Below are 26,905 nucleotides of genomic sequence, written 5' to 3' on the forward strand. Positions count from 1 at the left end.
CGGGGATGACCAATAACCAGAACACCACTGCGTTTTTCGACCTGATCCGTCATGGTGAACCTGCCGGCGGGCCCATGTTCCGGGGCAGCAAGGATGATCCACTGAGCGACACCGGCTGGCAGCAGATGAACGCGGCTATCAGGGACGATGACCAGTGGGATGTGATCATCACCTCCCCACTGCTGCGCTGCCGCCTCTTCGCGGAACAGTTGGCGGAGCAACGTCAGATTCCGTTGCACCAGGAGCCACGGCTGAGGGAGATTGCGTTCGGTGACTGGGAGGGCAGAACCTCCGAGAACATCATGGCGGATACGCCCGAGGCGCTGACCCGCTTCTGGAGCGACCCGGTTCGTTATCCTCCGCCCGGTGGTGAGGCTATCACCGAGTTCCGGCAAAGGGTCAGCAGCGCCTGGCAGGATTGGCAAACCCAAGCGGCAGGCAAGCGGGTACTCGTGGTGTGCCATGGCGGCGTGATTCGCATGCTCCTGGCGGAGGTGATGGGTATCCCCACTGAACGCTCTTTTTCAGCGTTAACGGTACCCTACGCCTGCCGCAGCCGTATCCGCGTGGACATCTCGGAGCATGGCCTGCTCAGTTGCCTGCAAACGCACGGCGCATAATCAGCCTTTCAACGTTTGCGACAGCCCCGCCACGCTCATCAGCACCCGCTCACAACGGGCGGCAAGATCCTGGTTGAGCCACCCCAGTTCATCGCAGAAACGGCGGGTGAGCGGGTCCATGCCGATGGTACCCAGGCCCACTTCATTACTGACAATCACGATTGGGCCCGGGTAGTTCTCCAGTGCCCGCAGGAAGGCGGTACGCTCACGGGCAAACACTTCATCGCCTGCAAACAGCAGGTTGCTCACCCACAGGCTCATGCAATCCACCAGCAACAAGGGTGGTTGTGGTTCCCTGGCGTAACCATCCAGCAGGGAGGCCAGCTTCAAGGGCTCTTCTGCCAACCCCCATTCCGGCGGCCGATTCTGCCGGTGGCGGGCCACCCGCCGGGTCATTTCTTCATCGTCGGCGGTCGCCGTTGCAACATAGACCACCGGTGAACCGGCGTCACAGGCAATACGCTCCGCCAGCGCGGTTTTGCCGGATCGAATGCCCCCAAGGACCAGTGTATGAATAGCAGACAAAACCCAACCTCTCGTGTGTAAACCAACGCTATCTTGCCCAACATCATGGCCGTAAAACAGCGCCACTGCTATATTGCGTGATAAATTCCAGAGGCGTAACCGGTGCGAAAAGGAAGCGAACAATGCAGGCAGAGCTGATCGAGATACGCAACCACCTGGCCCAGCACGCCCCGTTTGATGAAATGCCGGAGAATGTCCTGGATCGTATTGTCTCCAGCATCGAAGTCGCCTATTTCCGCGCTGGCACAGACATTCTCACGCTGGGCGAACGAAACACCTACCTGCACTATGTGCGCAGCGGCGCCGTCGAGATTTATCGCCGCTCTGGCGAGCTATACAACCGCATTACCGAAGGTGAGATTTTCGGTCAGTTTGGTCTGCTGATGAACAAAACCGTGCGGTTTCCGGCCAAGGCTATTGAAGACTCCCTGATCTACCTGATTCCCGACGAAATATTTCAATATTTGTGGGAAAACGACGAAAATTTCACCGATTTTGTCGAAATTGAAGACCATTCACGTCTTCGGTCGGCACTTTCACGGCGGGAGAAATCGAATCAACCGATGACAGCACGGGTGACCCGGCTGATTTCCCGCGAGCCCGTGATGGCGCCCAACACCGTGCGCCTTCAGGAGGCCGCCCGAATCATGACGGACCGGGGAGTGTCGGCCCTCTTGCTGATGGACGAGAGCGGCAAACAGCCCCGGCTTTCAGGCATCATTACCGACCGTGACCTGCGCACCCGCGCCCTCTGCGAGGCACTGCCGTCGGAAACACCCATCAGCGACATCATGACGGAAGAGCTGATCACCACCCGTTCCGACGCCTTCATTTTCGAGGCCATGCTGACCATGCTGCACAACAACGTGCACCACCTGCCGGTAATGGAGGGTGACAAGGTGCGGGGTGTAATTGCACTGTCGGACATCGTCAAACACGAATCCCAGAGCAGCCTGTATCTGGTCAGTAACATCTATCATCAGCAGGATGTGAAGGGCCTGAAGCGCCTGAGCAAGGACGTGCCCAACACCTTTGTGCGCATGGTCCGTGAAGATGCGAACTCCCATATGATCGGCAGTGCCATGGCTGGCATCGGGCGCACCTTCAGCCAACGACTGCTTGAGCTGGGAGAGGAAAAGCTGGGGCCACCACCCGTGCCTTATTGTTTTATGGCACTCGGCTCCATGGCCCGGGACGAACAACTCGTTGTCACCGACCAGGACAACGCCATGGTGCTGGACGACAGCTTCGATCCGACCCAGCACGACGAGTATTTCCTCGCCCTGGCGAAGTTCGTCAGTGATGGCCTGGCAGAGTGCGGCTACAGTTACTGCACCGGCGATATCATGGCCACCAACCAGAAGTGGCGACAACCGCTGCGGGTGTGGAAGGAATACTTCGCCGACTGGATCGAAAATCCCAAGGCGGAGGCGCTGCTCAATAGCAATATCTTCTTCGACCTGGACGGCATCCATGGCCGCACCGAATATACCGAAGAGTTGAAAACCTTCATTGCGGATAAAGCGAGCAATAGCCAGCGCTTCCTGGCCATGCTGGCCCGCAACGCCCTCAACCGCACGCCACCGCTGGGCTTTTTCCGTACCTTTGTGATGGAGGAAAGCGGCAAGCAGGCCAAAACCTTCAACCTGAAGCGTCGCGGCACGGCACCGGTGTCGGATCTGATCCGGGTGCATGCCCTGGCCTGTGGCTCACGGGCACAGAATACCTTCAACCGGCTCAAGGCCATTGGGCAAACCAAACTGATCCCGGAAGATGGCGTTGATAACCTTCGGGATGCCTTCGAGTTTATTGCCATAGTACGTATTCGACATCAGGCCCTCTCCATCGAAGCAGGAAGAGAGCCGGACAACAATGTGCGGCCGGAAGACCTTTCGCCATTCGAACGCAGTCACCTGAAAGACGCTTTTCAGGTGGTCGGCCAGGCACAAAAGTTCCTCAAATTCCGCTACAACCCCCAGGCTACCCGGAATGTCTGATGGTAAGGCAACACAGATCGACACTTTGTCCTGGCCCGAACAGTACCGGGAACTGGCAACACAAACGAAAGACCCGCGACTGAAGACGTTCTACGAGGCAGGTTGTGTGGCGCCGGAAACGCCTCTGAGCGACGCCCCGTTTGTAGCCGTGGATTTCGAAACCACCGGCCTGGACCCTGACAGTCACTCCATCGTCAGTATCGGTGTGGTGCCCTTTACCCTTGACCGTGTGCAACTGGGTGGTTCGCGGCACTGGCTGGTGAAACCGCAACTGCCGTTACACCAGACCTCTATCACGATACATGGCATAACCCATGCCGATATCGACAAGGCCCCTGATCTGGCCGACGTACTGGACGAATTTCTGGAAAGCATGGCCGGGCGCGTACCGGTGGTGCACTACCGCAATATCGAACGTCCGTTCCTGAACATGGCACTGAAGTGGCGAATCGGGGAGGACATACGCTTTCCGGTGATGGATACCATGGCCATTGAGGCTTACCTGCATCCGAACCGGAAACGCTCCTGGTGGCAGAAGTTGAAGGGTCAGCAGCCGATCTCAATTCGGCTGGCAGACAGCCGGCGGCGGTATGGGCTGCCACACTACCCACCGCACAATGCCCTGGTGGATGCGCTGGCCAGCGCCGAGTTGCTGATGGCGCAGGTCCAGCATCACTTTTCGCCAGAGACCCCCATCGGGGATCTCTGGCTGTAACGGGTTGTTTTAGTTGGAAGCGGTACGGCTGGCTTCTTTCACTTCACTGATCAGCGCGCCATACCCTTCCTTCTCCATGTTCTCCAACGGGATGAACCGGAGCGCGGCCGAGTTCATGCAGTAGCGCAACCCCGTTGGCGCCGGGCCGTCGTTGAACACATGCCCGAGGTGGGAATCCGCATAGCGGCTACGGATCTCCGTACGGGTCATGAAGAAGCTGTTGTCCTCTTTCTCCACCACCATGTCCGGGCTGATCGGCTTGGTAAAGCTGGGCCAGCCAGTGTTGGACTTATACTTGTCACGGGAAGAGAACAGCGGCTCGCCGGACACAATGTCCACGTAGATACCGGCCCGTTTTTCATCGTAATACTCATTACGATAGGCAGGCTCGGTGCCATCCTCCTGGGTGATTTCGTACTGCGTCTCGGTCAACCGTGCCTTGAGTGTTTTGTCGTCAGGCTTGGTGAACGTGTCCGGATTGAATGCCTCAACCCGGCTGAGGTTCATGCCGGTATTGCCCTCAGATGCTTTGTTAACAGTGGCCTGTGCGGAACCACCGTTGTTCTCGGGGCGATACTGCGCATAGTCCACTTTCTCGTCCTCGCCCCAGACTTTCTCGATAAACTGGTAGCGGCCGGAGTTGAAGGTGTAGAACTGGTAGCGCACCGGGTTCTTCTTGTAGTAATCCTGATGGTATTCCTCGGCATCGTAGAACGCTTCGAAAGGCACCACTTCAATCTTGACCGGATGATCGTAACGGCCGGATTCTTCCAGTGCCTTTATCGAGGCTTCGGCGGCGCGCTTCTGGGCGTCGTTGTGATAGAAAATCGCCGGCCGGTACTGTTTGCCCCGGTCCACATACTGGCCTTTCACGTCGGTTGGGTTGGCCGTACGCCACAGAGCCTGGAGCAGGCCTTCGTAGGTAATCGTGTCAGGGTCGTAGTACACCTGGACCGCCTCGGTATGGCCTGTGCGGCCACCAGCTACCTGTTTATAGTTCGGGTTCTTCTCGTCGCCGCCACTATAACCAGACACCGCCTCAACAACGCCGGGCACTTTCTCTTCATACGCCGCTTCCACACACCAGAAGCAGCCACCAGCGAACGTAGCAACCGCCAGGCCTGGATCATCCGGGGCGTATTGAGATTCCGTCCCTTTGGAGGCCCCAACCTGGAAACCGGTCAATGCGATCGCGGCCGCGATAGACGTCAGTAACAGATACCGTTTCATAACCTTAACCTCTTGCCTTTTGAATACTGTGACCAGTTTGCACGGGATTCATCACATCACTTTCTCCAGTTTATTACGTTTGTATAACGCCGGAGAGATCATTACGGATGCAGGCAGCCTATTTGGGTGGCCCTATCGGCAAGCATATGCAGAAAGATGCGCCGCCGGAGCTCAGGTTCTCAACGCTGATATCACCGCCCTGAAGAGTCATGATTCTGCGAGCGATGGCCAGCCCCAGGCCGGCATGGCCGGAACCGCCGGACGATTCGCCACGGTAGAAAGGGTCGAAGATGTGGGGCAGGTCCTGCTCCGGAATACCCGGGCCACTGTCGTGAACGTAAACCTGCGGCAGTCCGTCCGCCTGCCCTAACACCACTTCAATACGGCTCTCTGAGGGACTGTAAGCAATGGCATTGCCGATCAGGTTATCCAGCACCCGCTCGGTCATGGCCAGGTCAGCGTACGCCAGGGGGAGGTCGGGATCGCCATCCACCACAAGTTCCAACTGCCGGGCGCTGGCCTCTTGTCCATGCTTCTGGACCACGTCGTGCACCAGTTCAGCCAGCGGAAAGGGTTCCGGCACGGGCTGCTTTTCCCGGGCCTCGAGGGCCGCAAGCTCAAACAGCTCGTCCACCAGGCGGCTCAGGCGTCGGCCCTCCTTGAGGGCAATGTCGAGAAAGCGGTCCTGTTCTTCCGCTGTCAGCCGGTCGCGCCGTAGCTTGAGGCTTTCAATGTAGCCCTGCATGGAGGCCAGCGGCGTACGCAGGTCATGGGACACCTGGGCCACCAGTTGCCGGCGCTGGGCGTCTTTTTCCGTCAGCAGTTCGATCTGGGATGCAATGCGGCTGGCCATGTCATCAAAGGTGGCACCCAGGTAGTCAATTTCGTCGCGCACCACTGGCCGTCGGTCCCGCCAGGTGCTCTGTAGGGCCTGTCGACTCATGTCACTGTGCTCGAAATCTTCCACCAGCCGGGTCAGCAAGGTCAGCCGGCGTGTCAGCAGCCGGAAGACCGCCAGCCCCGCAATCATCACCACCGCCAGACTGATAATCAGAGCCCAGGCGCTCAGCTCCACCAACTGGCCACCCCGGGCCATGGTTTCGGCAGCATCGTATTCCTCGCCGCGCAGCACCACATAGAGATACCCTTCAGGGTTTTCAGCCGACGGCACCGGTGTTACGGAAAAGACTTTCTGCCGGTCATGGCTGCGGGGGTCGTCGCCCAGTACCGGGTAGCTGTCCATATCGTTCATCAGGCGGCGGATGGGTTCGAGCGAGACCTGCTTGCGTTTGATCTTCGCCGGATCAGCGGAGTAAGAGAGGATGGTGCCGTCCAAATCCAGCAGGTAGATTTCAATGCTGGGATTGATGGTCATGTACAGCGCAAAGAGTTCTTTCAGGGCGCCGCGGTCGAGTTCCCCTTCACTGACCAGATTCCTGTCTGCCACCAGGTCTTTCGCCAGATCCCGGTGCAGCTCCTGATTAACAGACGCGTTGTACTCCCGCAGGGAATACAAGCTGAAAAAGGTGTACAGCAGACCAACGGCCAACAGGAGCAGGAAAAGACCTAACGTCAACCGGGTGTAGAGTGTCTTCAGCATGGTTCAGTCCCGGAAGCGATAGCCCACCCCCCAGACGGTTTCGATAAACTCCGGTCGCGCCGGGTCTTGCTCAATCTTGCCGCGCAGACGGTTAATGTGGGTATTGACGGTATGCTCGTACCCTTCGTGGTTATAGCCCCAGACCTTGTCCAGCAGCTGAACCCGGCTGAACACACGTCCCGGGTGGCTGGCAAAGTGCCAGAGCAGGTCGAACTCGCGGGCCGTCAGTTCCACCTCCTGTTCCCATACGAACACTCGGCGCCGGGCCGGATCGATACGCAAGCCTTCGGTGTCCAACTCACCCAACTCTTCGGGCCCGGACGTTTCGCCTGACGAACTCGACATGGCGTCCACCCGCCGGAACAGGGCTTTCACCCGTGCCGACAGCTCGGCCACGCTGAAGGGTTTGGTGAGGTAATCGTCCGCCCCCATCTCCAACCCCAGTACACGATCCAGCTCCGTGCTTTTCGCTGTCAACATCAGCACCGGCACATACCCGGGGCCGGAGCGAATCTCCCGACACACCGAGAGACCGTCCATTCCAGGCAACATCAGATCAAGCACCACCAGGTCGATGTCCCCTTCGCGAAAACGCTCCAGCCCGGTATCGCCCCGGTCACAGAGAACGGCATTCATGCCAAGGTCCGCCACGTGCATTCGCACCAGCTCCCCGATACCCGGGTTATCCTCAACAATCAGTACGTTTCGTGTCATAAGTTACTGGCTCTGGAAGCTCGCAAATTACCGTTAGTTGATACCAGTGTAGAGCCAAAAGTTCACAAATGTATCACGCCGATATCAGGCCTCCAGGCTGCCCAGCAGGCGTTGACGGATAATATTGTCTGCTTCATCCATAATGCGGCCAATCAGTTCCTCACAACTGGGAATGTCGTGAATCAGCCCCGCCACCATGCCACAGCTCCAGGCGGCCTCATCCATCTTACCTTCCTGAAGCACCAATCTGCCTTTCACACCGGTGACCAGATGGCGAATGTCATCAATGGTTTCGGTGCCGGCTTTCGCGTGCTCGATGCGGATGATTTCTTCCACGGCAGCGTTGTTCATTACCCGCTCGGTGTTACGGAGGTTCCGCATAATGAGGCGGGTCTGGAGTTCGTCCGCTTCGACAATGGCCTGCTTGACGTTATTGTGGATGGGGGCGTCTGTGGTGGCCAGAAAACGGGTACCCATGTTCATGCCCTCTGCACCCAGTGCCATCGCGGCTACCAGGCTGCGACCATCCGCCATACCGCCTGACGCAACAAATGGAATGGTGAGTTCTTCCGCAGCGCGGGGCAGCAGGATAAAGTTGGGAATGTCATCCTCGCCCGGGTGGCCGCCACATTCGAAGCCGTCCACACTGACCGCATCGCAACCAATTTTTTCGGCCTTCAGGGCATGGCGCACCGAGGTGCATTTATGGATAACCTTGATACCCGCGGCCTTGAGCTGCGGCATGTATTGCTCGGGACTGCGCCCGGCGGTTTCCACCACCTTGACGCCACCGTCGACAATGGCCTGGATATAGTCCGGATAGGGGGGCGCCTTGAAGGATGGCAGGAAGGTCAGGTTTACTCCGAAAGGCTGGTCGGTCATCTCAGCACAACGTGCAATTTCCCGAGACAGGTCTTCCGGGGTAGGCTGGGTCAGCCCGGTGATTATACCAAGGCCACCGGCGTTGGAGACGGCTGCTGCCAGCTCTGCATAACCCACGTGATGCATGCCACCCTGGATAATCGGGTGACGGATACCAAACAATTCGGTGATTCTGGTCTTCATAGCGGGCTTCCTGTTTTGTCGTTAGAATGAAATCGAGTACCGATACGAGGTTGCAGTGACAGAAAAAACAACAACAAGGGCGACACCAGCAGATGCCTTCCGGCGTGCACGGAGAATGTGGCTGAAAGGTGAACGAATTCATCTGGCATCGCTGTCTGCAGAATTGAATATTGGCAGGGCCACCCTGTTTCGCTGGGTTGGCAACAAGGATTTACTGCTGGGGGAAGTGCTCTGGTCACTCTACGAACCCCTGAGGCTGGAAGCGCTGAACGCAACACCGGGGAACGGCGTCGACTTTGTCGTCGGGGTATACCGTCACATTAACTCCACCCTGTTGCACTCTGAACCTTTGCGGCGGTTTATCCGCGAAGACCCGGAGTACGCACTCAAAATCCTGACGTCATCCCAGTCCACGCTTCACAGCCGTACTGTTGAGGCCAACACCCGCACCCTTCGGGATCAGATTGCGGGCGGACATATTAATCCACCCCTGAACGTGAACAGCCTGTCCTACTTCATGGTGCGCCTGGCCGAATCCTGCCTGTACAGCGACATCATTAACGGCCGCGAACCTCGTGAAGAGGAACTGGAGGACGCCTGTACCGCTGTTCGTGTAATGCTTGGCGGAACAGCCTGAACAGAGACCTATCCGCCAAAGTCCGTCAGGCACGGGGTGGGGCCCTTTTCTGCCGGGAAAAAGATGTCTGAGCGAAGCGAGTTCTTTTTCCCAGAAGAAAAGGGCACCACCTCGGGCCCAGCCCGCTGACGAGCAGGCTTAAAGCTGCAGGGACCGCACCTCCAGAAACTCTTCAAGTCCCCATTTGCCGAATTCGCGGCCGATACCGGAGTGGCCGAAGCCGCCAAACGGCGCCAACGGGTTGAAGTCCCCGCCGTTGACGAACACCTGCCCGGTGCGCAGTTTACCTGCCACTTTTTTCGCGTGGGCGTCATCGGCCGACCAGACAGCGCCGGACAGGCCATAGGCGGTGCCATTGGCGATCTCGATGGCCTCGGCTTCGTCCTCATAAGGAATCACGCACAGCACAGGGCCGAAGATTTCCTCCTGGGCAATGCGGCTGTCGGGTTTGACGTTACCGAACACCGTGGCCTTCACGAAGTAGCCCTTGTCGCAGCCTTCCGGAGCTTCTGGGCCGCCAGCAACCAGGGTGGCGCCTTCTTTGATACCAATGTTGATAAAGTCGATGACCTTGTCCCGCTGTTGAGCGGAAGCCAGCGGGCCCAGGCGTGTGGTTTCTTCCAGCGGATTGCCCGGCGTCATTTTCGCCACCGCGTTAGCGGCCAGTTCGCAGGCTTCGTCATGCTTCTGGGCCGGAACCAGCATGCGGGTCAGCGCCGTGCAGGTCTGGCCTGAGTTCAGCAGGCAGTTGTTGACGGTTCCCTTGACCGCTTTCGCCAGGTCAGCATCCGACAGGATAACCGATGCAGATTTGCCGCCCATCTCCAGGGCAAAGCGCTTGAAATCATCGGCGGCAGCGTGGGCAATCAGGCTGCCGGTGCGGGTGGAGCCGGTGAACGACACCATGTTGACATCCGGGTGCTTGATCAGCGTGTCGCCCACTGTATGGCCTTCGCCGCAGACGAGATTGAAGACACCCTCGGGAAGGTCTGTCTGGTCCAGAATATCCGCCAGGATATAGGCACTCTGGGGCGCGATTTCAGACGGCTTGAGCACCACCGTGCAACCGGCGGCAATGGCCGGAACCACCTTGAGGATGACCTGGTGCAGAGGGTAGTTCCAGGGGGTGATGCATCCCACCACGCCCACCGGCGTGTACTGCACCTCGGAGTTGCCGACCTGTTCGGCAAAGGTGAATTCGGGCAGCATTTTCAGGTAGCTTTTGGTGATGGTGGCCGGCAGCCCCGCCTGAATGCCGGTGGCCAGTTTGATGGGCATACCCACTTCCCGGCATACGGTTTCGGCTATCTCACCCGCCCGTTCTTTCAGGCCGGCATGCAATTGCTCCAGAACGTGCAATCGCTTTTCCAGTGTGCTTTCCGACCAGCTTTCGAAAGCAGTGCTGGCAGCGGCGATGGCCTTTTCCATTTCCTCGCGACCGGAGGCGGGAACCTTGGCAATCACGTCGCCAGTGGCCGCTTCGTGAACATCAATGGTCTCTCCATTCCAGTTCTGCCATTGGCCGTTGATGTAGTTTTTGCTGAGATCATTCATGGTTCTGCTCCTGAATCAGTCGAACACGATCACGCCACGGGCGTTCTTGCCAGCCAACATATCATCGAAGGCCTGGGGTGCGTCATCAATGTGGTAAGTGCGGGTGACAAGTTCGTCGAGTTTGAGTTTGCCCGCTTTGTAGAGCCCCAGGATACGTGGGAAATCGTATTGTGGACGTGCGGAGCCCAGCCAGCTGCCCTTGAGGGTTTTCTCGTCGGCTGGAAGCGTCAATGTGGTGATAGAAGTTCTATCCTTTGGGTCTGAAACGCCCACCACCACGGCGGTACCACCCCGACCCAGGCATTTGTAGGCCTGTTCAACCACTGCGCCGGCGCCCACGCATTCGAAGGCGTAGTCCACGCCGCCCGTGAGTTTTTTCACGGCTTTGGCGCCGTCCTCCACCTCGCTGATATTGACGGTGTGCGTGGCACCGAACTCACGGGCCATTTCCAGCTTTTTCGCGTTGTTGTCCACTGCCACGATCATTTCCGCGCCGGCGGTGACGCAGCCCTGAATGGCGTTCAGCCCCACGCCGCCTATACCGAATACCGCCGTGCGGGACCCCGGTTCAACGTTGGCGGTGTTGAACACGGCACCAACGCCGGTCATCACCGCGCAGCCCACCAGAGCGGCGTTCTGCATGGGCACGGATTCATCCACTTTGACGCAGTTGTCCACGTGCATGGTGGCATATTCCGCCATCACGCCGCAGGCGCCGAACACGTTGAGATCCTCACCATCCGCGCCTTTGGTGCGAACAGTGCCATCGGGCAGGGTAAACATTGCTTTCCGGGCGTTTTCACAGAGCACCGGGCGGCCACGAACACACTGACGGCATTTGCCGCACATGGAAATAAAGGAACTGACCACGTGGTCGCCTTCCTTGAAGGCGGTGACACCCTCGCCCACTTCAATAACAACACCGGCGGCTTCGTGACCGAGCACCAGGGGCGCGGGGTAGGGAATTTTGCCGGTGGTGGCGGACTGGTCACTATGGCAAACGCCACAGGCTCCGATCCTGATGGTGATTTCGTCCCGCCTCGGACCTTCCACGGTAATGGTTTCCACCTGAACGGGTTGGCCCCATTCGCGGCAGACGACGGCTTTGGCTTTTCTGTCCATTCTGTTTACACCACCTCGAAAAGACCAGCCGCGCCCTGGCCACCGCCGATGCACATAGTTACGACCACATACTTGGCACCACGGCGCTTACCTTCGATCAGGGCATGACCGGCCAAACGAGAGCCCGTGACACCGTAGGGATGGCCAATGGAGATAGAGCCGCCGTTGACGTTCAGCTTTTCCATGGGAATGCCCAGGCGATCACGGCAGTAAACTACCTGCGACGCGAAGGCTTCGTTCAATTCCCACAGGTCGATATCGTCCATCTTCAGGCCATTCCGCTCCAACAGGCGTGGAATCGCGAAAACAGGGCCAATACCCATCTCATCCGGCTCACAGCCCGCCACCGCGAAGCCGCGGAAAATACCCATGGGCTCGATGTTGTTTTTCTCGGCATAGGCGCTGTTCATCACCGTACACACGGACGCACCGTCAGACAGCTGGGACGCGTTACCGGCGGTGACGAACTGATTGTCTCCGCGCACCGGATTCAGGCCCTGGAGGCCTTCCAGAGTGGTGTTGGGGCGGTTGCACTCGTCACGGGTCAGGGTGACGTCCTTATAACTGACATCCCCCGTTTCCTTGTCCTTCACCATCATAGTGGCGTCAAAGGGCACGATTTCATCGTCAAACCGACCCGCTTCCTGAGCTGCGGCGGTGCGCTGCTGGGAGATCAACGCGTACTCGTCCTGAGCCTCACGGCTAACGCCATAGCGCTGCGCGACAATGTCGGCGGTCTCAATCATCGCCAGATACAACTCGGGCTTGTTCTTCATCAGCCAATCGTTGGTAGCGTGGAAGCTGTTGAGCTTCTCGTTCTGCACCATGGAAATGGATTCGACGCCACCCGCCACCATGGCCGGTACCTTCTCCGACACCACCCGCTGGGCAGCAATAGCGATGGACTGAAGGCCGGAACTACAGAAACGGTTGATCGAAAGCCCTGCCGTCGTCACCGGCAGACCGGCACGAATCGCCGCCAGCCGAGCGATGTTCTTGCCCTGGGCGCCTTCATGGAACGTAGCGCCGAGGATGACATCTTCAACAATATTCGGGTCGATACCCGCACGCTGCACAGCCTGCTGGATCACATGGCCGGCCAGATCCACGCTGTGGGTGTTGTTCAGTGCGCCACGGTAGGATTTACCAAGACCGGTACGGGCAGTGGACACAATAACGGCATCAGACATAACAAACTCCTTCGTAAACGTGTAGGTGGCTCAAACCTCGGGATCAGCCCCAAAACCAGCAGGCCAGGCTTTTAAAGGTCCGAAAACTTGCGTCCTTCACTGACCAGTTCCTGCAACAACCCCGCCGGCTTCCACTGATCGCCCCCCAGGTCATCGTAGAACTGTTCAACGGTGCCAAGTATGTTGTCCAGACCAATCTGATCCGCCCAGAACATCGGCCCACCCCGATAGGCCGGGAAGCCATAGCCATAGATCCAGGTAATGTCGATATCCAGAGACCGGTCCGCAATGCCCTCCTCCAGAATCTTGGCACCCTCATTGACCATCACGTACATGCACCGCTCCAGAATCTCCTGGTCGGTGATCTCGCGGGACTTGATACCCTGCTCCTGACGGAACTCGGCAATAACCCGGTCCACTTCCGGATCGGGAATCGGCTTGCGGTTACCCTCTTCGTATCTGTACACGCCCGCCTGAGTCTTCTGGCCAAGGCGCCCCTGCTCCGCCAGCTTATCCATCCAGCTCGCCGGCACGTCCTCACCTGCCTTGCGACGTTCCTGACGGATGCTGTAGCCAATATCGATACCGGCCAGGTCCGACATCGCAAACTGCCCCATGGGGAAGCCCAAGTCGGTCAGTACCTTGTCCACCTGTTCCGGGCTCGCACCTTCGTTGACCAGCGCCATGGCCTCTGCACCTCGCTTGTGCAGCATGCGATTGCCAACGAAGCCATAGCAGTTGCCCACCATGACCCCGACCTTGCGAATCTTCTTCGCCAGCGCCATGGCGGTGGCCTTGACCTCATCAGAGGTTTTTTCGCCGCGCACAATTTCCAGCAGCTTCATCACGTTGGCGGGGCTGAAGAAGTGCAGGCCAATCACGTCCTGCGGACGTTTCGTTGCCGCCGCAATGTCATCAATACTGAGGGTGGAGGTGTTGGACGCCAGAATCGCACCCGGTTTGCAGGCGTCGTCCAACTGACCGAAGATCTTTCTCTTCAGGTCCATGCTTTCAAACACCGCCTCGATCACCAGATCCACATCGCTGAAATCGTCATAGGTCAGGGTGCCGCTGATCAGGCTCATGCGCTCCTCAACCTGGGCCTGGGTGATACGGCCTTTCTTCGCGGTGTTCTCGTAGTTTCGGCGAATCACTGCCAGACCCTTGTCCAGCGCCTCCTGCTTGACCTCGGCGATGGTCACGGGTATCCCGGCGTTGGCGAAGTTCATGGCAATGCCGCCGCCCATGGTGCCTGCACCTATAACACCCACTTTATGGATGTCACGAACAGGTGTTTCCTTGGGAAGACCTTTCACTTTGGCGACTTCCCGCTCGGCAAAGAAGGCATGAATCAGGCCCGCACGCTGTGGGGACTCCATGCACTCCATAAACAGTTCACGCTCACGCTTCATACCGTCTTCAAAGGGCAGGCTGAAGGCGGCTTCCACCGCATCCACGCACTTGAACGGGGAAAACTGGCCCCGAGCTTTCTTCTGCAGGCCAGCGCGGAACTGTTCAAACACCTCGCTACCCTTGTCGGCCTCAAGCTTATCGGTCAGATCCCGTACGCGACGAACTGGCTTTCCTTCATCGGCAATGTTCTGTGCGTAGGCCAGGCCAACGGCCTTGATGTCATTGCCATCTTTAACCGCATCAACAATGCCCAGGGCCAGAGCGTCTTTAGCGCCAACAAACTCACCGGAAGTGATCATTTCCAGGGCTTTCTGCGCACCCGTCAAACGTGGCAGGCGCTGAGTGCCCCCGGCTCCGGGCAACAAGCCCAGCTTTACTTCCGGCAATCCCACCTTGGCGCTGCTCAAGGCCACCCGGTAATGGCAACCCAAAGCGGTTTCCAGGCCACCGCCCAGCGCAGTGCCGTGAATTGCCGCAACAATTGGCTTGTCGCAGTTCTCATATTGGTCAACAACGGACGGCAGCCCCGGATCCTGCATGGGCTTGCCGAACTCGCTAATGTCGGCCCCGGCAATAAAAGTGCGGCCTTCGCACACCAGCAACAGTACCTTGGCGTCGGCGTCTTTCTGGCCCTGCTCCAGTGCAGCCACCAGGCCGGAACGAACCGCATGGCTGAGGGCGTTCACCGGCGGATAGTTCACGGTGATCACGCCAATGGAGCCTTCCCGGTTATAAGTCACGACCTCAGACATAATATCTCCTCGCCATATATGGAATGTAGTTTTAACAAGCGAAACATAGTCACGATTTAATACAAGTTTTCGGCAGGTTTCAACCATGAACTAAAATGCAGGCATAAAAAAACCCCAGAACGAATTCTGGGGTTTTCGAGAAAATCGGCTCGGGGAAGGCCCGGACGGGGATCTCTCTCCGAAACACGCTGTAAATACATCCCTGTACGCTCGGCTCCGCCATCCATGGCTCCGCACGGTTTCGGAGAGAGATCCCCGTCCGGGTCCACGCTTTATCAGTTAGCCCGCAAAATCAAACACCAAGCGATTCAATATCGCTGGCCAGCATCGCCAGTTGGTGAGCAATGGATTCCCGCAGCTTTTCCCCGGAAATCAGATAGGAAGGCGCCGCACAAGTCAGCGCCATAATGGTGCCATCCTGCAGGTGAATGGGCACACCCGCAGAGTTGATGTTGCGATCCCACTCGCCAAGCGACAGGCAGAAGCCATACTTCTTGTAGTCTTCCATAGAACGTTCGAGGCCCTCCTGCTTCTCAGGCCAGGCGTCACCATATTTGGCTTCCATGGCGTCCGTGATGACCTTGCGGCCTTTATCCGAAATGGCACAGTAGTAGGCTCGCCCGGCCGATGTCGTGGCCATGGGCAGCTTCAGACCGATATCCATACGCAGCAGCGATGCTTCCGGCGGCAGGCGATTTTCCACATAGATCATGTGCAGACGATCGCGGCACGTCAGGCCCACGGACATGTTGGTCTGACGGGCAAACTCGTCCATGTAAGGCTTAGCCAGCTGGCGCACTTTAAGGTTGGAAACGTAGGCGTAACCAAGAGCCAATACACCGGAGCTGAGCTGGTACTTTTCCAACTGGGCGTTATAACTGAGGTAACCCAGCTTGGTCAGGGTGTAGGTCATGCGCGAAACGGTGGGTTTCGGCAGCCCGGTCAGGCGCGCGATGTCCTGATTGCCCAGAATCACCGAGCCCTGGCTAAAGGCGCGAAGCACATCCAGGCCACGGGAAAGTGCCTCTACAAACTTGCGATCTTTCTCAGGCTTTACCGGTTCACCATCACCGGATGCTGCCAGGAGTTCCGGCGGGGTAGCTTGTGCTTTTGTCATAAACGGGCGTCCTCCAACAGCTGCGCCTGATCCGCTGTGCCCGGACTACCGGGGCTATGTTCGGATAGTAAGAAAAGATGCGGTATTTTAATCGCTGCAGATATCAAGTACCAGAAACCATTATCAAAAGTCGTGCCAAATATGAAACACTCTTCCTTTATGTTTCAATTCTCTTCCAATATCGCGACACAAGACCCCGGGTTTACGGATAGTTTGCGGTATATTATTCTGCAATGTGAAACTTGGTAACTGAATTAGAAGCCGATGACAACCCCGGAGAGCACATGAAAGTTCTATTTGTCGCAGGAGACCCCAAACCGGAGCGCTGGACCGTTCCCATAAAGGAGCTGCTTCCGGAAGCCGAGGTTCACGTATGGGACGCCAACGGCCCGGCGGTGGATGCCGATTACGCCATTGTCTGGCAACCACCGGAACAACTGTTTGAGCGCGAGAAAAAGCTTAAAGCCGTGTTTAACCTGGGCGCGGGAATCGATGGGTTGCTGGCCGTGCCCAATCTGCCGCCTCAATTGCCCATCGTGCGCCTGGAAGATGCCGGCATGTCCGCGCAAATGGCGGAATACGTGTTGCATCAGCTACTGGAAGCCAGCCGGGGCATGGAAACCTACCGCGAGCAGCAACGCCAGGGTATCTGGAAAATCCATCGCCCGATCAAGCGCAGTGAGTGGCCCGTAGGCGTCATGGGCCTTGGCCATATTGGCAAGCGGGTGGCGCGCACCCTCGCCGGCCTGGATTACCGGGTCAACGGCTGGGCCCGCAGCAAGCACGACCTGGACGGCGTCTCGACCTTTTCCGGTACCGAAAACCTGACCGATTTCCTGCAATCAACCAGGGTTCTGGTGAACACTCTTCCACTGACCGACGAAACCCGGGACATCCTCAATCATAAGCACCTCAGCCAACTCATGCCCAATGCCGTGGTGATCAACGTGGGCCGGGGAGAACACCTGGTGGAAGAGGACCTGATCAAAGCCATCGAAGACGGCCATGTCGCCCGGGCGTCCCTGGATGTGTTTCGCCAGGAACCCCTGCCCGCGGATCACCCCTTCTGGCAGCGGCCGGAGATCACCATTACGCCACATATCTCGGCGCGCACCCTGAGGGAGGCCACCCTGGAGCAGATCACCGGTAAGATCCAGGCACACCACAACGGTCAGCCGATTTCCGGCATCGTGGACCCCAGCCGAGGATATTGAAACCCTATACATTTGCGCCGGTCAGCCAGTGGCCGGCGCCACCACAAATATCCCCCACAGCATCAGCAATAACAACGGAATGGAGAGCAGGACAAAAGCGCCGTTCCAACCAAACGCCACCACCCAGCGTGACACCTGCCCGAATCGTGACAGCAGCATAACGGCCGGGCCGAACGGCGACAGCATCATGGCAAGGGAGAAACCAATCACCAGGGCGACCGCAATCGGCAGGGGGTTCACGCCCTCGGCGACCAATTGCGGCATCAACCCTGCCTGAACACTCAGCACAGTAATCGGGATGATGCCGATGGCTGAGAGCATCGGCATCATCAATAACCCACCCACAGCCAGTAAAAATACGCCCAGCTCACCAGTCGCCATGCCTGCCAGGGCATCCGCCGGAATCACCGAGACCAACGCCACGCCCAACCCGGCGGAACCTGCGAAGATCGACATTTCGTTGCTCATACCGAGCATATTGTCGGTGGCTTCACGTACCGCCATAGCTGGCGAGCGATCGTGCCAGAACATATAAAGAAGGGTGACCACCGGCACCGTCAGCATCGCGGCCACTGACACTTTCAGTTCCGTTAACTGCACCAGCAGGCCCATCGCCGTGAAGATGATCAATACCAGCAACAACAACCGCCCACTTCCAGCCGGCCAGGCTTCCAGCGGTTCGCGCTCACCGCTGACCCGACGAAAACGCTTGTGCTCCAACCCCCACCCCACCAGAACCAGCAACACCGCGCTGCCAATGCCATAGGGCAGCAGGCCCGACCAGCTCAGGGAGGGCACTTCACGGGTAATAATGGCGACCGCAACACTGGTTGGTGCAACCAGCGGCACCAGCGCAAATCCTCGCAATGTACTGATCAGCACACTGCGCAACCAGCGCACCCGCGAAGCCCCGGTAATACCCCGCTGCCGCAGGGTATCCGACAACGTACCGCAAAGCAGGTTCATCACGCCGAAGCTCAGCACTGATGCAATGCCACAACTCACTACCGCGTATTTCGGGTACAGCAACGCCGGGCGACCACCCAGCAACACGTCGTGTATACGCTGCAGCACCTCAAGCCGTCGAACCAGGCATTGCATCATCCCCAGGCTTCCCAGGAACGCTGCATAAAAGGCAGCGTTGGACGCGGCACGAATCAGATCCTCGGCGGCCAGTTGCCGGATAAACCCCAGATAACCGATCACAACCAGCGAGATCAGGAACAGGTAACGGGAATACGATTGCAGCCGCCTCAGCGCCAGCGTGAAATAAAGCACAAACAACACACCCGCAAAGGCACTGACCTTTATGCTGGAAAGGCAAAGCGCCAAAAGCTCCAGAAAAACCGCAGCAGGAACCAGAAAACGGCTCATAGCAGATTACTGACCTTGGTTGGTGGTATCGGTTGCATTTCAAACAGACCCGGATTAGTCTTCAACAACCAATATACAAAACTTAGTTCCGCTATACGAAACTATATCAACACTAATGACATGACAAGCCCACCCCTTCCCTCCTTACAAACGGAAGATCACAATGGGAACCATGTCTGATCAAATGGGAGATGCCATGAGCGCTTTCATCTACGATGGGCTACGAACACCCTTCGGTCGACACGCCGGCGCACTGGCCAGGGTTCGCCCCGACAACCTTCTGGCCAGCGTTATCAAAGCGCTGGTTGAGCGCAACGCCTTTGCCCTTGAGGCCTACGAAGACGTTATTGCCGGTTGCACCAACCAGGCCGGCGAGGACGCCCGAAACCTGGCCCGCCACGCCGGGCTGTTGGCCGGCCTTCCTGTTGAAACCGGTGGCCTGACCGTTAACCGCCTGTGTGGCTCTGGCCTGGCAGCCATCATCGACGCCGCCAGGGCGGTTCGCTGCGATGAGGGCGAGCTGTTTGTCGCCGGCGGCGCTGAAAGCATGAGCCGGGCACCGTTTGTGATGGCCAAGAGCGAAAGCCCGTTCAGCCGCGACTTTCGTGCCTTTGACAGCACCATCGGGGCCCGCTTCCCCAACCCTCGCATTGAGGCCGACTTCGGTGCCGACACCATGCCCGAAACCGCCGACAACATTGCCAGGGAGCTCAACCTCAGCCGGGACACCGTGGATCAGTTTGCCGCTCAGAGCCAGGCCCGATACGACGCTGCCCTGAAAGATGGCTTCTATAATGAAGAGATTATGCCCATTGACGTCCCTCAGGGCCGGAAAAAACCACCCGTCAGCGTGAACAGCGATGAGCATCCGCGGCCTCAGTCCACCCACGAGGCACTGGCCGGCCTGCGCCCGCTGTTCGAAGGAGGCGTGGTGACTGCCGGCAACGCCTCGGGCATCAACGATGGCGCCGCGGCCCTGATCATCGGCTCTCGCAAAGCCGGCGAAAAGGCCGGTATTCAGCCCCGTGCCCGTATTGTATCCGCAGCGATCGCCGGTGTTCCGCCACAGGTCATGGGCTACGGCCCGGTACCCGCCAGCGAGAAGGCCCTCGCCCGCGCGGGCCTTGGCATCAACGATATGGACGTCATCGAGATCAACGAAGCCTTTGCGGCCCAGGTTCTTGGCTGCACCCACAAACTGGGCATCGACCCGACCGATTCCAGGCTGAACCCCAACGGTGGCGCCATTGCGGTTGGCCACCCCCTTGGGGCGTCCGGTGCACGGATTGCATTGACCGCCACCCGCCAGCTTGAACGCAGTGGCGGACGTTACGCATTAATCAGCATGTGCATTGGCGTTGGCCAAGGCATTGCGGCTGTTATTGAGCGAGTATCTGATTAAAAGAGCAACCGACTAATTTTCTGAGGAGACACACCATGGCTTCCGCACCCTGGGATGACCTGCTGCAGTTCGACAAGCAACTGGATGAAACCGAGCGTCAGGTACGTGACAGTATCCGTTCGTTCTGCGATCAGCGCCTGATGCCCGGCATTACCGAAGCGAACCGGCATGAGAAGTTCGACCGTTCCATTTTTACCGACATGGGCGATCTGGGCATGCTCGGCGCTACCCTGCCGGAAGAATACGGCGGCCCCGGCCTGAACCACGTGTGCTACGGCCTGATTGCCCGCGAAGTGGAACGGGTTGATAGCGCCTATCGTTCAGCCCTGAGTGTCCAGTCGTCATTGGTTATTCACCCGATTCACGCCTTTGGCCAGGAAGCCCTGAAAAAACGCATCCTGCCCCAACTGGCATCCGGCGAAAAAGTGGGCTGCTTTGGCCTGACCGAGCCCAACCATGGGTCTGACCCGGGCAACATGGAAACCCGCGCCAAGAAAGTCGACGGCGGCTATCTGGTCAGTGGCTCCAAAACCTGGATCACCAACTCCCCCATTGCCGATGTTTGTGTGGTCTGGGCCAAGCTCGAGGGCAAAATCACCGGTTTCGTGATTGAACGCGAAGGTGCCAAGGGCCTGGACACGCCGAAGATTGAGGGTAAGTTTTCCCTGCGGGCTTCCGAGACCGGGTCCATCTTTATGGACGAAGTCTTTGTCCCGGACGAGAACAAGCTCGACGTAGAAGGTCTGAAAGGTCCTTTCAGTTGCCTGAACAAGGCCCGTTTCGGCATCAGCTGGGGCTCCATGGGCGCTGCCGAGTTCTGCTGGCACGCGGCCCTCAATTACACGCTCGAGCGCAAGCAGTTTGGCAAGCCTCTGGCGGCCAACCAGCTGATCCAGAAGAAGCTGGCGGATATGCAGACCGAGATCACCCTGGGCCTTCAGGGCGCCTTGCAACTGGGCCGTATGATAGACGCCGGCAACTACTCGACGGACGCCATCTCCATGCTCAAGCGCAACAACTGCGGCAAGGCCCTGGACATCGCACGGGTAGCCCGTGACATGCACGGCGGCAATGGTATCGCCGACGAATACCATGTCATCCGCCACGTGATGAACCTGGAGGCGGTGAATACCTATGAAGGTACTCACGATGTCCACGCCCTGATTCTGGGCCGCGGACAGACCGGGATTCAGGCTTTCAGCTGATCCTGCTGCCCATAGCTCCAAAAAGCAGAGCTCCGGCTCTGCTTTTTTTATGCCCACAAAAAAGCCCCGGAGCGGGGGAGCACTCCGAGGCAAGGATGCATAAAAGCACCTTAGAATTGGTTTATGTCAGACGTTTATCGATCAGAAGCTCAATTTCGCGGAGGCCATGACCTGCTCATACTGCATGCTGCTACTGGTGGCAATCTCACCGAAATCCCAATAGGCGTACTCCAGCCCCAGCGTCAGATTGCGGTGGGCAGACCATAGTATGTTGGCGTGAACCGAGGTCGACGAGTCGAAGTAACTCAACGTTCCGGCAGGCGGTGCGACCAGATCATCAACAATTTCCGTGTGCGAGACCGTCAGGGTGCTACGCCATGCAGGCGACCAGAAGTGGCGATAGGCCGCTGTGGCACCATAGGTCTTGAGAGGTTCGACATCGCCTTGGGCGAGAGCTGCCAGATCCACGTCCGGGTAAGTCAGCAGGCCCATGTACCGGCCGAGCGCGCCATAGCTGTACTGCAGGCGCAGATCATCACGGCCAACCGTCGGAATGCGGGCACTCAAAGATACGGCTCCGTCAGTTATGGTTTCATCCGCTGCGTTGTCTTCAAAATTCCGCAGCAAACCGGCAATGGAGTAAAACCCGTAGTTACCTCGAATCTGATACCGCATTGCGAGATCCGGGTAGGACTGATCGTCGTAGGAGTTGCCGTAGTAGCCGTCTTCGGGATTCTCCAGGGAAACCATTAGCTTCCCGCCTGGCGCAGCCATGTTGTAGCGAATCATGGGCTGGGTTGCGTAGATAAAAGCCGCTTGCTTGCCCTGATCAAGGATTTCCGGCATGGCCGCCAGGTCGGTGAACGTGGTGTAGGTCTGACCAAAATCCCAGCCGTTCCAGGAACCGTAGGCCTGGCGCAAACGGGGGGAATAACTGTTGGACACGATCTCGTTACCGGTTTCATTCATGCCGTCGTTAAGGTCCTGGTTAAAGTCCATCTCCAGGTAGGTGGTCAGCGTGTGACCGACGACATCCTCGGTTTTGGTGCCGATACTGATCCGTGATTCCCGGGCCGAGAAACCGGTCTTCCAGTCGCTTTCATCCGAAGCCGCGGCACTCGCGAAGGTTCTCGGCAAACCAATGCTGTAGCTGTTCAGGCTGCCATTCCCGTGGGAACCAAAAATAGCGTCGGCCTTGATAAAACCACCGAATGAAATCGTTGTGCTTCCAATCTTGATCCCGTCGCCGTCTCGCAGCAAATAGGGGTTGTCTTCTGTCAATTCAGGCGCGGTAGACACCGCGCCTTCCAGTTTGTTTTCCAGCTGTTGGACCCGCTCTCGCAGCTCGTCCAGCTCAGTGCTTTGCGCCAGCGCGGAGCCGGAACCGATGGCCATCAGCGGCAGCCCGGCAATAACCACGGCTCGGAGCAAGGGACGCACTTGGGAAGGTATTGTTGTTGTCATCTCAAACCTCTTAACGGAGTTGATTTCATGTCGTTGTTATTGGACGTTCCGGTGCCGGCACTGGGACACACCAAATCAATCACGCTGTTTCACTGTGCGGTATTTTGTGATTGTTAGGTTTCGCATAGCAGTACCAGCTTCCGTTTTTTCGAATATAGACAATACTTTTGTTATCAACAAATGAGTGAAACCAAATTTTAATGAAATCGGTAATTACTCTGTGTTTTGTTGTTTCATTAGCATTGACAGACGAGCAACCCATGAAAGATCATTGAGTAATTCTGCTATGCGGTATATATTTTCGCTGTAATGCATTAACGAGGTTGATTCGATGAACATGAACTACACCGCCGAGGAACTCGCCTTCCGTGACGAAGTGCGTGCGTTCCTGGATGAAAAGCTGCCGGCCGACATCGCCGCCAAAGTGAAAGGATTCCGCCGCCTGTCCAAAGAGGACCATCAGCGCTGGCAGAAAATCCTTTGCGAGCAGGGCTGGTACGCGACCCACTGGCCGGAAGAGTACGGCGGTGTAGAGTGGACGCCCGTGCAAAAGCACATCTGGGACGAAGAATCCTGCCGTTACGGCGTTCCCCGCTCCATCCCGTTCGGGGTGAATATGGTGGCGCCGGTGATCATCAAGTTCGGCAGCGAGGAACAGAAGCAGACGTACCTGCCGCGCATCCTCAGCGGCGAGGACTGGTGGTGCCAGGGGTATTCCGAACCCGGCGCGGGCTCTGACCTGGCGTCTCTTAAAACCCGTGCTGTGCGTGATGGCGACCATTACATTGTTAACGGCCAGAAAACCTGGACCACCCTGGGCCAGCACGCCAACATGATCTTCTGCCTGGTGCGTACCAACACCGAGGTCAAGAACCAGGAAGGTATTTCGTTCCTGCTCATCGATATGGACACACCGGGCATTACCGTGCGCCCCATCATCACTCTGGATGGTGAGCATGAAGTTAACGAAGTGTTCTTCGAGGACGTGAAGGTGCCGGTTGAGAACCTGGTGGGCGAAGAGGATAAAGGCTGGACCTATGCCAAGTATCTTCTGACTTACGAGCGCACCGGCCTGGCCGGTATCGGTATGTCCAAGGCAGCACTGTCGCACCTGAAAAACCTGGCATCACGCCGCCTGAAAAACGGTCGGCCGCTGCTTGAGGACCCCTCATTCAGTCAGCGCATCGCCAAAGTGGAAATCGACCTCACGGCAGCCGCCATCAGCAACCTGCGTATTATTGCCTCTGTTGAAGGTGGCGGTGTGCCGGGTGCGGAAAGTTCCATGCTGAAAGTAAAAGGCACCGAGATCCGCCAGGCCATCAATGATCTCGCCCGCCGCGCGATCGGGCCCTATGCCCTGCCGTTCCTCGAAGAGGAGATGGATATGGATTACGAGGGCGACTTCCTGTCGGATAAAGATGCCGCTCCCCTGTCGGCCCAGTACTTCAACAACCGCAAGCTGTCGATCTTCGGCGGATCCAATGAGATCCAGAAGAACATCGTGTCGAAAATGATTCTCGGGCTTTAAGGAGACGACCATGGATTTCCGACTTAATGAAGAGCAGCAGATGCTGCAGGACACCGTGGAACGGCTGGTGCGCGGTGAGTACAGTTTTGAAAAACGACTGGCGTTCAGTGAGACGGAACTGGGCTTCAGCGCCGATTTCTGGCAGCAGCTTAGCGAGCTGGGCCTGACCGCTGTACCTTTTTCCGAGGAACTCGGTGGCTTTGGCGGCAGCGGTGTGGAAGTTCAGTCCGTTATGACTGAGCTGGGCCGCGGGCTTTGCCTGGAGCCATATGTGCAGTCCATTATTCTGGGCGGCGGCCTGATTGGCCAGGCAGGCAACGACAGCCAGAAAGACACCTGGCTGGCCGGCATCGCCAGCGGCGAACTGAAAGCCGCTGTAGGCCTGCAAGAGCCCCAGAGCTTCTATGACCTGAATAACGTGGAAACCCGTGCCGAGAAAAACGGCGAGGGCTATGCTCTGAACGGCCGCAAGGCCGTGGTGATCAGCGGCCACTGTGCCGACCTGATCGTGGTGTCCGCACGCACCTCAGGCGACGCCCGCGATGCCGACGGCATCAGCCTGTTTGCCCTGAGCCCGGATACCGCTGGCGTTGAGCGCCGAGCTTACCCCACTATCGACGGCTCCCGCGGCTGTGACATTACCTTGAACAACGTCCAGGTCGGTGCCGACACGTTGCTGGGAGAAGAAGGCAAGGCTGCCGGGGTGATCGAGTATCAGGCCGGTCGCGCTATCGCCGCCATCTGCGCCGAGGCTGTGGGTGTCATGGAAATGGCCAATGAGCTGACTCTGGACTACCTCAAACAGCGCAAGCAGTTTGGCGTGCCTATCGGCCGGTTCCAGGTGTTGCAGCACCGTATGGTGGATATGATGTCGGAACTGGAGCAGGCTCGTTCCATGGCAATTCTTGCCGCCAGCGTCGCCGACAGCGAACCCAGTGATGAACGCCGCCGCGTGCTGGCCGCCGCCAAGAACGTGATTGGCCGTGCCGGTCAATTCATCTCCGAGGCCGGCATTCAGTCCCACGGTGGTATCGGCATGACCTGGGAGTACAACTTTGCCCACTACGCGAAGCGGCTGATCGCCATCAATCACCAGTTGGGGGATGACGATTACCATCTGGAGCAATACGCCACTTTGTTGCAGGCAGGCTGACAGCTGAGGCTCTCATCATGACGACAACAGACGATCAGTCATCACAACGGGATCTGAGAAAAGCCGAATGGAAGGTCCGTACCGAGCTGGCCGCCGCCTATCGCCTGGTGGCGCTGTTTGGCTGGGACGATCTGGTGTTCACCCACCTTTCGGCACGGGTGCCGGGGCCGGATCATCATTTCCTGATCAACCCCTATGGGCTTCTGTTCCATGAAATCACCGCGTCGTCACTGGTGAAGGTGGATAAGGACGGCCAGGTGGCGGAGTCTGGCGGCCTCGCCCGTGTCAACCCGGCTGGATTTACCATTCACAGTGCCGTTCACATGGGCCGCGAGGATGCCGGAGCGGTGATGCACCTGCACGCGCCGGATGGGGTGGCTGTGTCGGCGCACCGGGATGGTCTGTTGCCCCTGAGCCAGACAGCGATGCTGTGCCTGAATCATCTGAGCTATCACGATTATGAAGGTGTGGCGCTGAACCTGGATGAGCGGGAGCGGCTGATCAGGGATCTGGGTGACAAGTCGATGATGATGCTGCGCAATCACGGGGTGCTGACGGCGGGCAAGGACGTGCCGGAGACGTTCACCTATCTGTATTTTCTGATGAAGGCCTGCGAGATTCAGGTCAAAGCCCAGAGTTGTGGGCCAACCTGCATGCCGTCAGAGCAGGCCATTCAGACAACCGCTGACCAGTCTCAGGAACTTGGCAGTGCGGCGGCGTTGACCTGGCCCGCATTGGTTCGGCTTCTGGATAGCAAGAATCCCGGGTACGCTGTTTGAGTCTCTGACTTTGCACCTTGTGCACCATGGAAGCAGATATGCTCTCTGTTGAATTAAACGATCTTGAACATTTTTGCGGCACTACCATTGGCCACAGCCCTTGGAAAACCGTCACCCAGGAGATGATTCAGGCGTTTGCGGACGCCACGGGCGATCATCAGTGGATTCACGTGGACGTGGAGCGGGCCACGCGGGAAACGCCGTGGAAGAGCCCCGTCGCCCATGGGTTTCTGACCGTGTCGCTGATTCCACTGCTGAATCAGGAGGTGATTGACGTGCAGGGCAAAGGCGCCAGCATTAATTACGGCATCAACAAACTGCGCTTTCCTGCGGCGGTGAAATCCGGGGCGGATATCCGTAGCAAGATGGAATTGCTGGATGTGTCCAGGGTGGATGATCAGCGCACGCTGGCCACCTACCGAACCACCGTGGAAATCCGTGGAGAGGACAAGCCTGCCTGCGTGGCAGAGAACCTGGTGATGTACGTGGCCTGAGCGGTCAGACGCCCGAAGCAAATCGAGTAGGAGGGGGAGTT

General features: G+C 58.0%; 23 protein-coding genes. 11 read left to right on the forward strand and 12 right to left on the reverse strand.

Features of this window, described 5'->3' with window-relative positions; translation table 11 throughout:
• Positions 1-5 precede the first annotated feature (5 nt).
• Positions 6-620, forward strand: a complete 615-nt coding sequence (locus tag B2590_RS18165; protein ID WP_126810828.1) for a histidine phosphatase family protein — start codon at positions 6-8, stop codon at positions 618-620.
• Here B2590_RS18165 and cobU read toward each other — a convergent pair whose 3' ends face one another.
• A complete protein-coding gene (gene cobU / locus B2590_RS18170) occupies positions 621-1,136 on the reverse strand; it encodes a bifunctional adenosylcobinamide kinase/adenosylcobinamide-phosphate guanylyltransferase (protein ID WP_085682073.1) in 516 nt (171 codons plus the stop codon).
• A gap of 131 nt (positions 1,137-1,267) precedes the next feature.
• Between cobU and B2590_RS18175 the strand changes: the two genes are divergently transcribed.
• Both B2590_RS18175 and B2590_RS18180 read left to right on the forward strand, forming a co-directional pair.
• The gene (locus B2590_RS18175; RefSeq protein ID WP_286810109.1) at positions 1,268-3,142 is read left to right on the forward strand and encodes a putative nucleotidyltransferase substrate binding domain-containing protein; all 1,875 of its coding nucleotides are present in this window, start codon (positions 1,268-1,270) and stop codon (positions 3,140-3,142) included.
• Positions 3,135-3,857, forward strand: coding sequence for a 3'-5' exonuclease (locus B2590_RS18180; RefSeq protein WP_286810110.1), 723 nt, complete (start codon positions 3,135-3,137; stop codon positions 3,855-3,857). Before B2590_RS18175 ends, B2590_RS18180 begins: the two co-directional genes overlap by 8 nt.
• Before the next feature lie 9 nt (positions 3,858-3,866).
• Here B2590_RS18180 and msrB read toward each other — a convergent pair whose 3' ends face one another.
• From msrB to B2590_RS18200, 4 genes are all read right to left on the reverse strand, one after another.
• Positions 3,867-5,087 carry a peptide-methionine (R)-S-oxide reductase MsrB gene (gene msrB, locus B2590_RS18185; RefSeq protein WP_286810111.1) on the reverse strand — a complete coding sequence of 407 codons (1,221 nt, stop codon included), beginning with the start codon at positions 5,085-5,087 and terminating at the stop codon, positions 3,867-3,869.
• Positions 5,088-5,205: 118 nt separating this feature from the next.
• On the reverse strand, positions 5,206-6,687 hold the full coding sequence (locus B2590_RS18190) for a sensor histidine kinase (protein WP_286810112.1): 1,482 nt from the start codon (positions 6,685-6,687) through the stop codon (positions 5,206-5,208).
• A 3-nt stretch (positions 6,688-6,690) separates the two neighbouring features.
• A complete protein-coding gene (locus B2590_RS18195) occupies positions 6,691-7,401 on the reverse strand; it encodes a response regulator transcription factor (protein WP_036202148.1) in 711 nt (236 codons plus the stop codon).
• A gap of 84 nt (positions 7,402-7,485) precedes the next feature.
• A complete protein-coding gene (locus tag B2590_RS18200) occupies positions 7,486-8,466 on the reverse strand; it encodes an NAD(P)H-dependent flavin oxidoreductase (protein ID WP_075195530.1) in 981 nt (326 codons plus the stop codon).
• A 115-nt stretch (positions 8,467-8,581) separates the two neighbouring features.
• Between B2590_RS18200 and B2590_RS18205 the strand changes: the two genes are divergently transcribed.
• Complete coding sequence (locus tag B2590_RS18205) at positions 8,582-9,103, forward strand: QsdR family transcriptional regulator (RefSeq protein WP_174447638.1); 522 nt, start codon at positions 8,582-8,584, stop codon at positions 9,101-9,103.
• Positions 9,104-9,241: 138 nt separating this feature from the next.
• Here B2590_RS18205 and B2590_RS18210 read toward each other — a convergent pair whose 3' ends face one another.
• The 5 genes from B2590_RS18210 to B2590_RS18230 form a co-directional block, all read right to left on the reverse strand.
• Positions 9,242-10,657: an aldehyde dehydrogenase family protein gene (locus B2590_RS18210; protein ID WP_286810113.1), complete on the reverse strand. Its 1,416-nt coding sequence runs from the start codon at positions 10,655-10,657 to the stop codon at positions 9,242-9,244.
• Between the two features lie 15 nt (positions 10,658-10,672).
• Positions 10,673-11,779 (reverse strand): zinc-binding dehydrogenase, encoded by a 1,107-nt coding sequence (locus B2590_RS18215; RefSeq protein ID WP_036202135.1) that lies wholly within the window; start codon positions 11,777-11,779, stop codon positions 10,673-10,675.
• 5 nt (positions 11,780-11,784) lie between these two features.
• Positions 11,785-12,969 (reverse strand): acetyl-CoA C-acyltransferase, encoded by a 1,185-nt coding sequence (locus B2590_RS18220; protein ID WP_075195532.1) that lies wholly within the window; start codon positions 12,967-12,969, stop codon positions 11,785-11,787.
• A 71-nt stretch (positions 12,970-13,040) separates the two neighbouring features.
• Positions 13,041-15,134, reverse strand: coding sequence for a 3-hydroxyacyl-CoA dehydrogenase NAD-binding domain-containing protein (locus tag B2590_RS18225; RefSeq protein WP_286810114.1), 2,094 nt, complete (start codon positions 15,132-15,134; stop codon positions 13,041-13,043).
• Between the two features lie 292 nt (positions 15,135-15,426).
• Complete coding sequence (locus B2590_RS18230) at positions 15,427-16,251, reverse strand: IclR family transcriptional regulator (protein ID WP_041335593.1); 825 nt, start codon at positions 16,249-16,251, stop codon at positions 15,427-15,429.
• Between the two features lie 284 nt (positions 16,252-16,535).
• On the opposite strand from B2590_RS18230, the gene B2590_RS18235 reads away from it, so the two are divergent.
• Positions 16,536-17,465 (forward strand): 2-hydroxyacid dehydrogenase, encoded by a 930-nt coding sequence (locus B2590_RS18235; protein WP_127402351.1) that lies wholly within the window; start codon positions 16,536-16,538, stop codon positions 17,463-17,465.
• A gap of 21 nt (positions 17,466-17,486) precedes the next feature.
• On the opposite strand, the gene B2590_RS18240 is transcribed toward B2590_RS18235, so the two are convergent.
• Positions 17,487-18,839, reverse strand: a complete 1,353-nt coding sequence (locus B2590_RS18240) for a hypothetical protein (RefSeq protein WP_127402352.1) — start codon at positions 18,837-18,839, stop codon at positions 17,487-17,489.
• A 196-nt stretch (positions 18,840-19,035) separates the two neighbouring features.
• Between B2590_RS18240 and B2590_RS18245 the strand changes: the two genes are divergently transcribed.
• Positions 19,036-20,241 (forward strand): 3-oxoadipyl-CoA thiolase, encoded by a 1,206-nt coding sequence (locus B2590_RS18245; protein ID WP_036205534.1) that lies wholly within the window; start codon positions 19,036-19,038, stop codon positions 20,239-20,241.
• 35 nt (positions 20,242-20,276) lie between these two features.
• Positions 20,277-21,446, forward strand: a complete 1,170-nt coding sequence (locus B2590_RS18250; protein ID WP_036202119.1) for an acyl-CoA dehydrogenase — start codon at positions 20,277-20,279, stop codon at positions 21,444-21,446.
• Between the two features lie 141 nt (positions 21,447-21,587).
• On the opposite strand, the gene B2590_RS18255 is transcribed toward B2590_RS18250, so the two are convergent.
• A complete protein-coding gene (locus tag B2590_RS18255) occupies positions 21,588-22,910 on the reverse strand; it encodes a DcaP family trimeric outer membrane transporter (protein ID WP_227544296.1) in 1,323 nt (440 codons plus the stop codon).
• A gap of 331 nt (positions 22,911-23,241) precedes the next feature.
• On the opposite strand from B2590_RS18255, the gene B2590_RS18260 reads away from it, so the two are divergent.
• From B2590_RS18260 to B2590_RS18275, 4 genes are read left to right on the forward strand one after another with little or no spacing between them, the layout of a single operon-like run.
• Positions 23,242-24,438, forward strand: coding sequence for an acyl-CoA dehydrogenase family protein (locus B2590_RS18260; RefSeq protein WP_085681904.1), 1,197 nt, complete (start codon positions 23,242-23,244; stop codon positions 24,436-24,438).
• Positions 24,439-24,448: 10 nt separating this feature from the next.
• Complete coding sequence (locus B2590_RS18265; RefSeq protein ID WP_127402353.1) at positions 24,449-25,591, forward strand: acyl-CoA dehydrogenase family protein; 1,143 nt, start codon at positions 24,449-24,451, stop codon at positions 25,589-25,591.
• 17 nt (positions 25,592-25,608) lie between these two features.
• Positions 25,609-26,370, forward strand: coding sequence for a class II aldolase/adducin family protein (locus B2590_RS18270; RefSeq protein WP_127402354.1), 762 nt, complete (start codon positions 25,609-25,611; stop codon positions 26,368-26,370).
• A 38-nt stretch (positions 26,371-26,408) separates the two neighbouring features.
• Positions 26,409-26,864: a MaoC family dehydratase gene (locus B2590_RS18275; RefSeq protein WP_127402355.1), complete on the forward strand. Its 456-nt coding sequence runs from the start codon at positions 26,409-26,411 to the stop codon at positions 26,862-26,864.
• The last annotated feature ends 41 nt before the right edge of the window (positions 26,865-26,905 follow it).

The sequence above is a fragment of the Marinobacter sp. UBA3604 genome (assembly GCF_002375325.1).
GTDB lineage: Bacteria > Pseudomonadota > Gammaproteobacteria > Pseudomonadales > Oleiphilaceae > Marinobacter > Marinobacter salarius.

What these genes read in the sequence shown, in the direction of transcription:
- B2590_RS18165 (WP_126810828.1), top strand. Translation starts at nt 6, where the DNA reads ATGACCAATAACCAGAACACCACTGCGTTTTTCGACCTGATCCGTCAT.
- B2590_RS18175 (WP_286810109.1), top strand. Translation starts at nt 1,268, where the DNA reads ATGCAGGCAGAGCTGATCGAGATACGCAACCACCTGGCCCAGCACGCC.
- B2590_RS18180 (WP_286810110.1), top strand. Translation starts at nt 3,135, where the DNA reads ATGTCTGATGGTAAGGCAACACAGATCGACACTTTGTCCTGGCCCGAA.
- msrB (WP_286810111.1), bottom strand. Translation starts at nt 5,087, where the DNA reads ATGAAACGGTATCTGTTACTGACGTCTATCGCGGCCGCGATCGCATTG.
- B2590_RS18190 (WP_286810112.1), bottom strand. Translation starts at nt 6,687, where the DNA reads ATGCTGAAGACACTCTACACCCGGTTGACGTTAGGTCTTTTCCTGCTC.
- B2590_RS18195 (WP_036202148.1), bottom strand. Translation starts at nt 7,401, where the DNA reads ATGACACGAAACGTACTGATTGTTGAGGATAACCCGGGTATCGGGGAG.
- B2590_RS18200 (WP_075195530.1), bottom strand. Translation starts at nt 8,466, where the DNA reads ATGAAGACCAGAATCACCGAATTGTTTGGTATCCGTCACCCGATTATC.
- B2590_RS18205 (WP_174447638.1), top strand. Translation starts at nt 8,582, where the DNA reads ATGTGGCTGAAAGGTGAACGAATTCATCTGGCATCGCTGTCTGCAGAA.
- B2590_RS18210 (WP_286810113.1), bottom strand. Translation starts at nt 10,657, where the DNA reads ATGAATGATCTCAGCAAAAACTACATCAACGGCCAATGGCAGAACTGG.
- B2590_RS18215 (WP_036202135.1), bottom strand. Translation starts at nt 11,779, where the DNA reads ATGGACAGAAAAGCCAAAGCCGTCGTCTGCCGCGAATGGGGCCAACCC.
- B2590_RS18220 (WP_075195532.1), bottom strand. Translation starts at nt 12,969, where the DNA reads ATGTCTGATGCCGTTATTGTGTCCACTGCCCGTACCGGTCTTGGTAAA.
- B2590_RS18225 (WP_286810114.1), bottom strand. Translation starts at nt 15,134, where the DNA reads ATGTCTGAGGTCGTGACTTATAACCGGGAAGGCTCCATTGGCGTGATC.
- B2590_RS18230 (WP_041335593.1), bottom strand. Translation starts at nt 16,251, where the DNA reads ATGACAAAAGCACAAGCTACCCCGCCGGAACTCCTGGCAGCATCCGGT.
- B2590_RS18235 (WP_127402351.1), top strand. Translation starts at nt 16,536, where the DNA reads ATGAAAGTTCTATTTGTCGCAGGAGACCCCAAACCGGAGCGCTGGACC.
- B2590_RS18240 (WP_127402352.1), bottom strand. Translation starts at nt 18,839, where the DNA reads ATGAGCCGTTTTCTGGTTCCTGCTGCGGTTTTTCTGGAGCTTTTGGCG.
- B2590_RS18245 (WP_036205534.1), top strand. Translation starts at nt 19,036, where the DNA reads ATGAGCGCTTTCATCTACGATGGGCTACGAACACCCTTCGGTCGACAC.
- B2590_RS18250 (WP_036202119.1), top strand. Translation starts at nt 20,277, where the DNA reads ATGGCTTCCGCACCCTGGGATGACCTGCTGCAGTTCGACAAGCAACTG.
- B2590_RS18255 (WP_227544296.1), bottom strand. Translation starts at nt 22,910, where the DNA reads ATGACAACAACAATACCTTCCCAAGTGCGTCCCTTGCTCCGAGCCGTG.
- B2590_RS18260 (WP_085681904.1), top strand. Translation starts at nt 23,242, where the DNA reads ATGAACATGAACTACACCGCCGAGGAACTCGCCTTCCGTGACGAAGTG.
- B2590_RS18265 (WP_127402353.1), top strand. Translation starts at nt 24,449, where the DNA reads ATGGATTTCCGACTTAATGAAGAGCAGCAGATGCTGCAGGACACCGTG.
- B2590_RS18270 (WP_127402354.1), top strand. Translation starts at nt 25,609, where the DNA reads ATGACGACAACAGACGATCAGTCATCACAACGGGATCTGAGAAAAGCC.
- B2590_RS18275 (WP_127402355.1), top strand. Translation starts at nt 26,409, where the DNA reads ATGCTCTCTGTTGAATTAAACGATCTTGAACATTTTTGCGGCACTACC.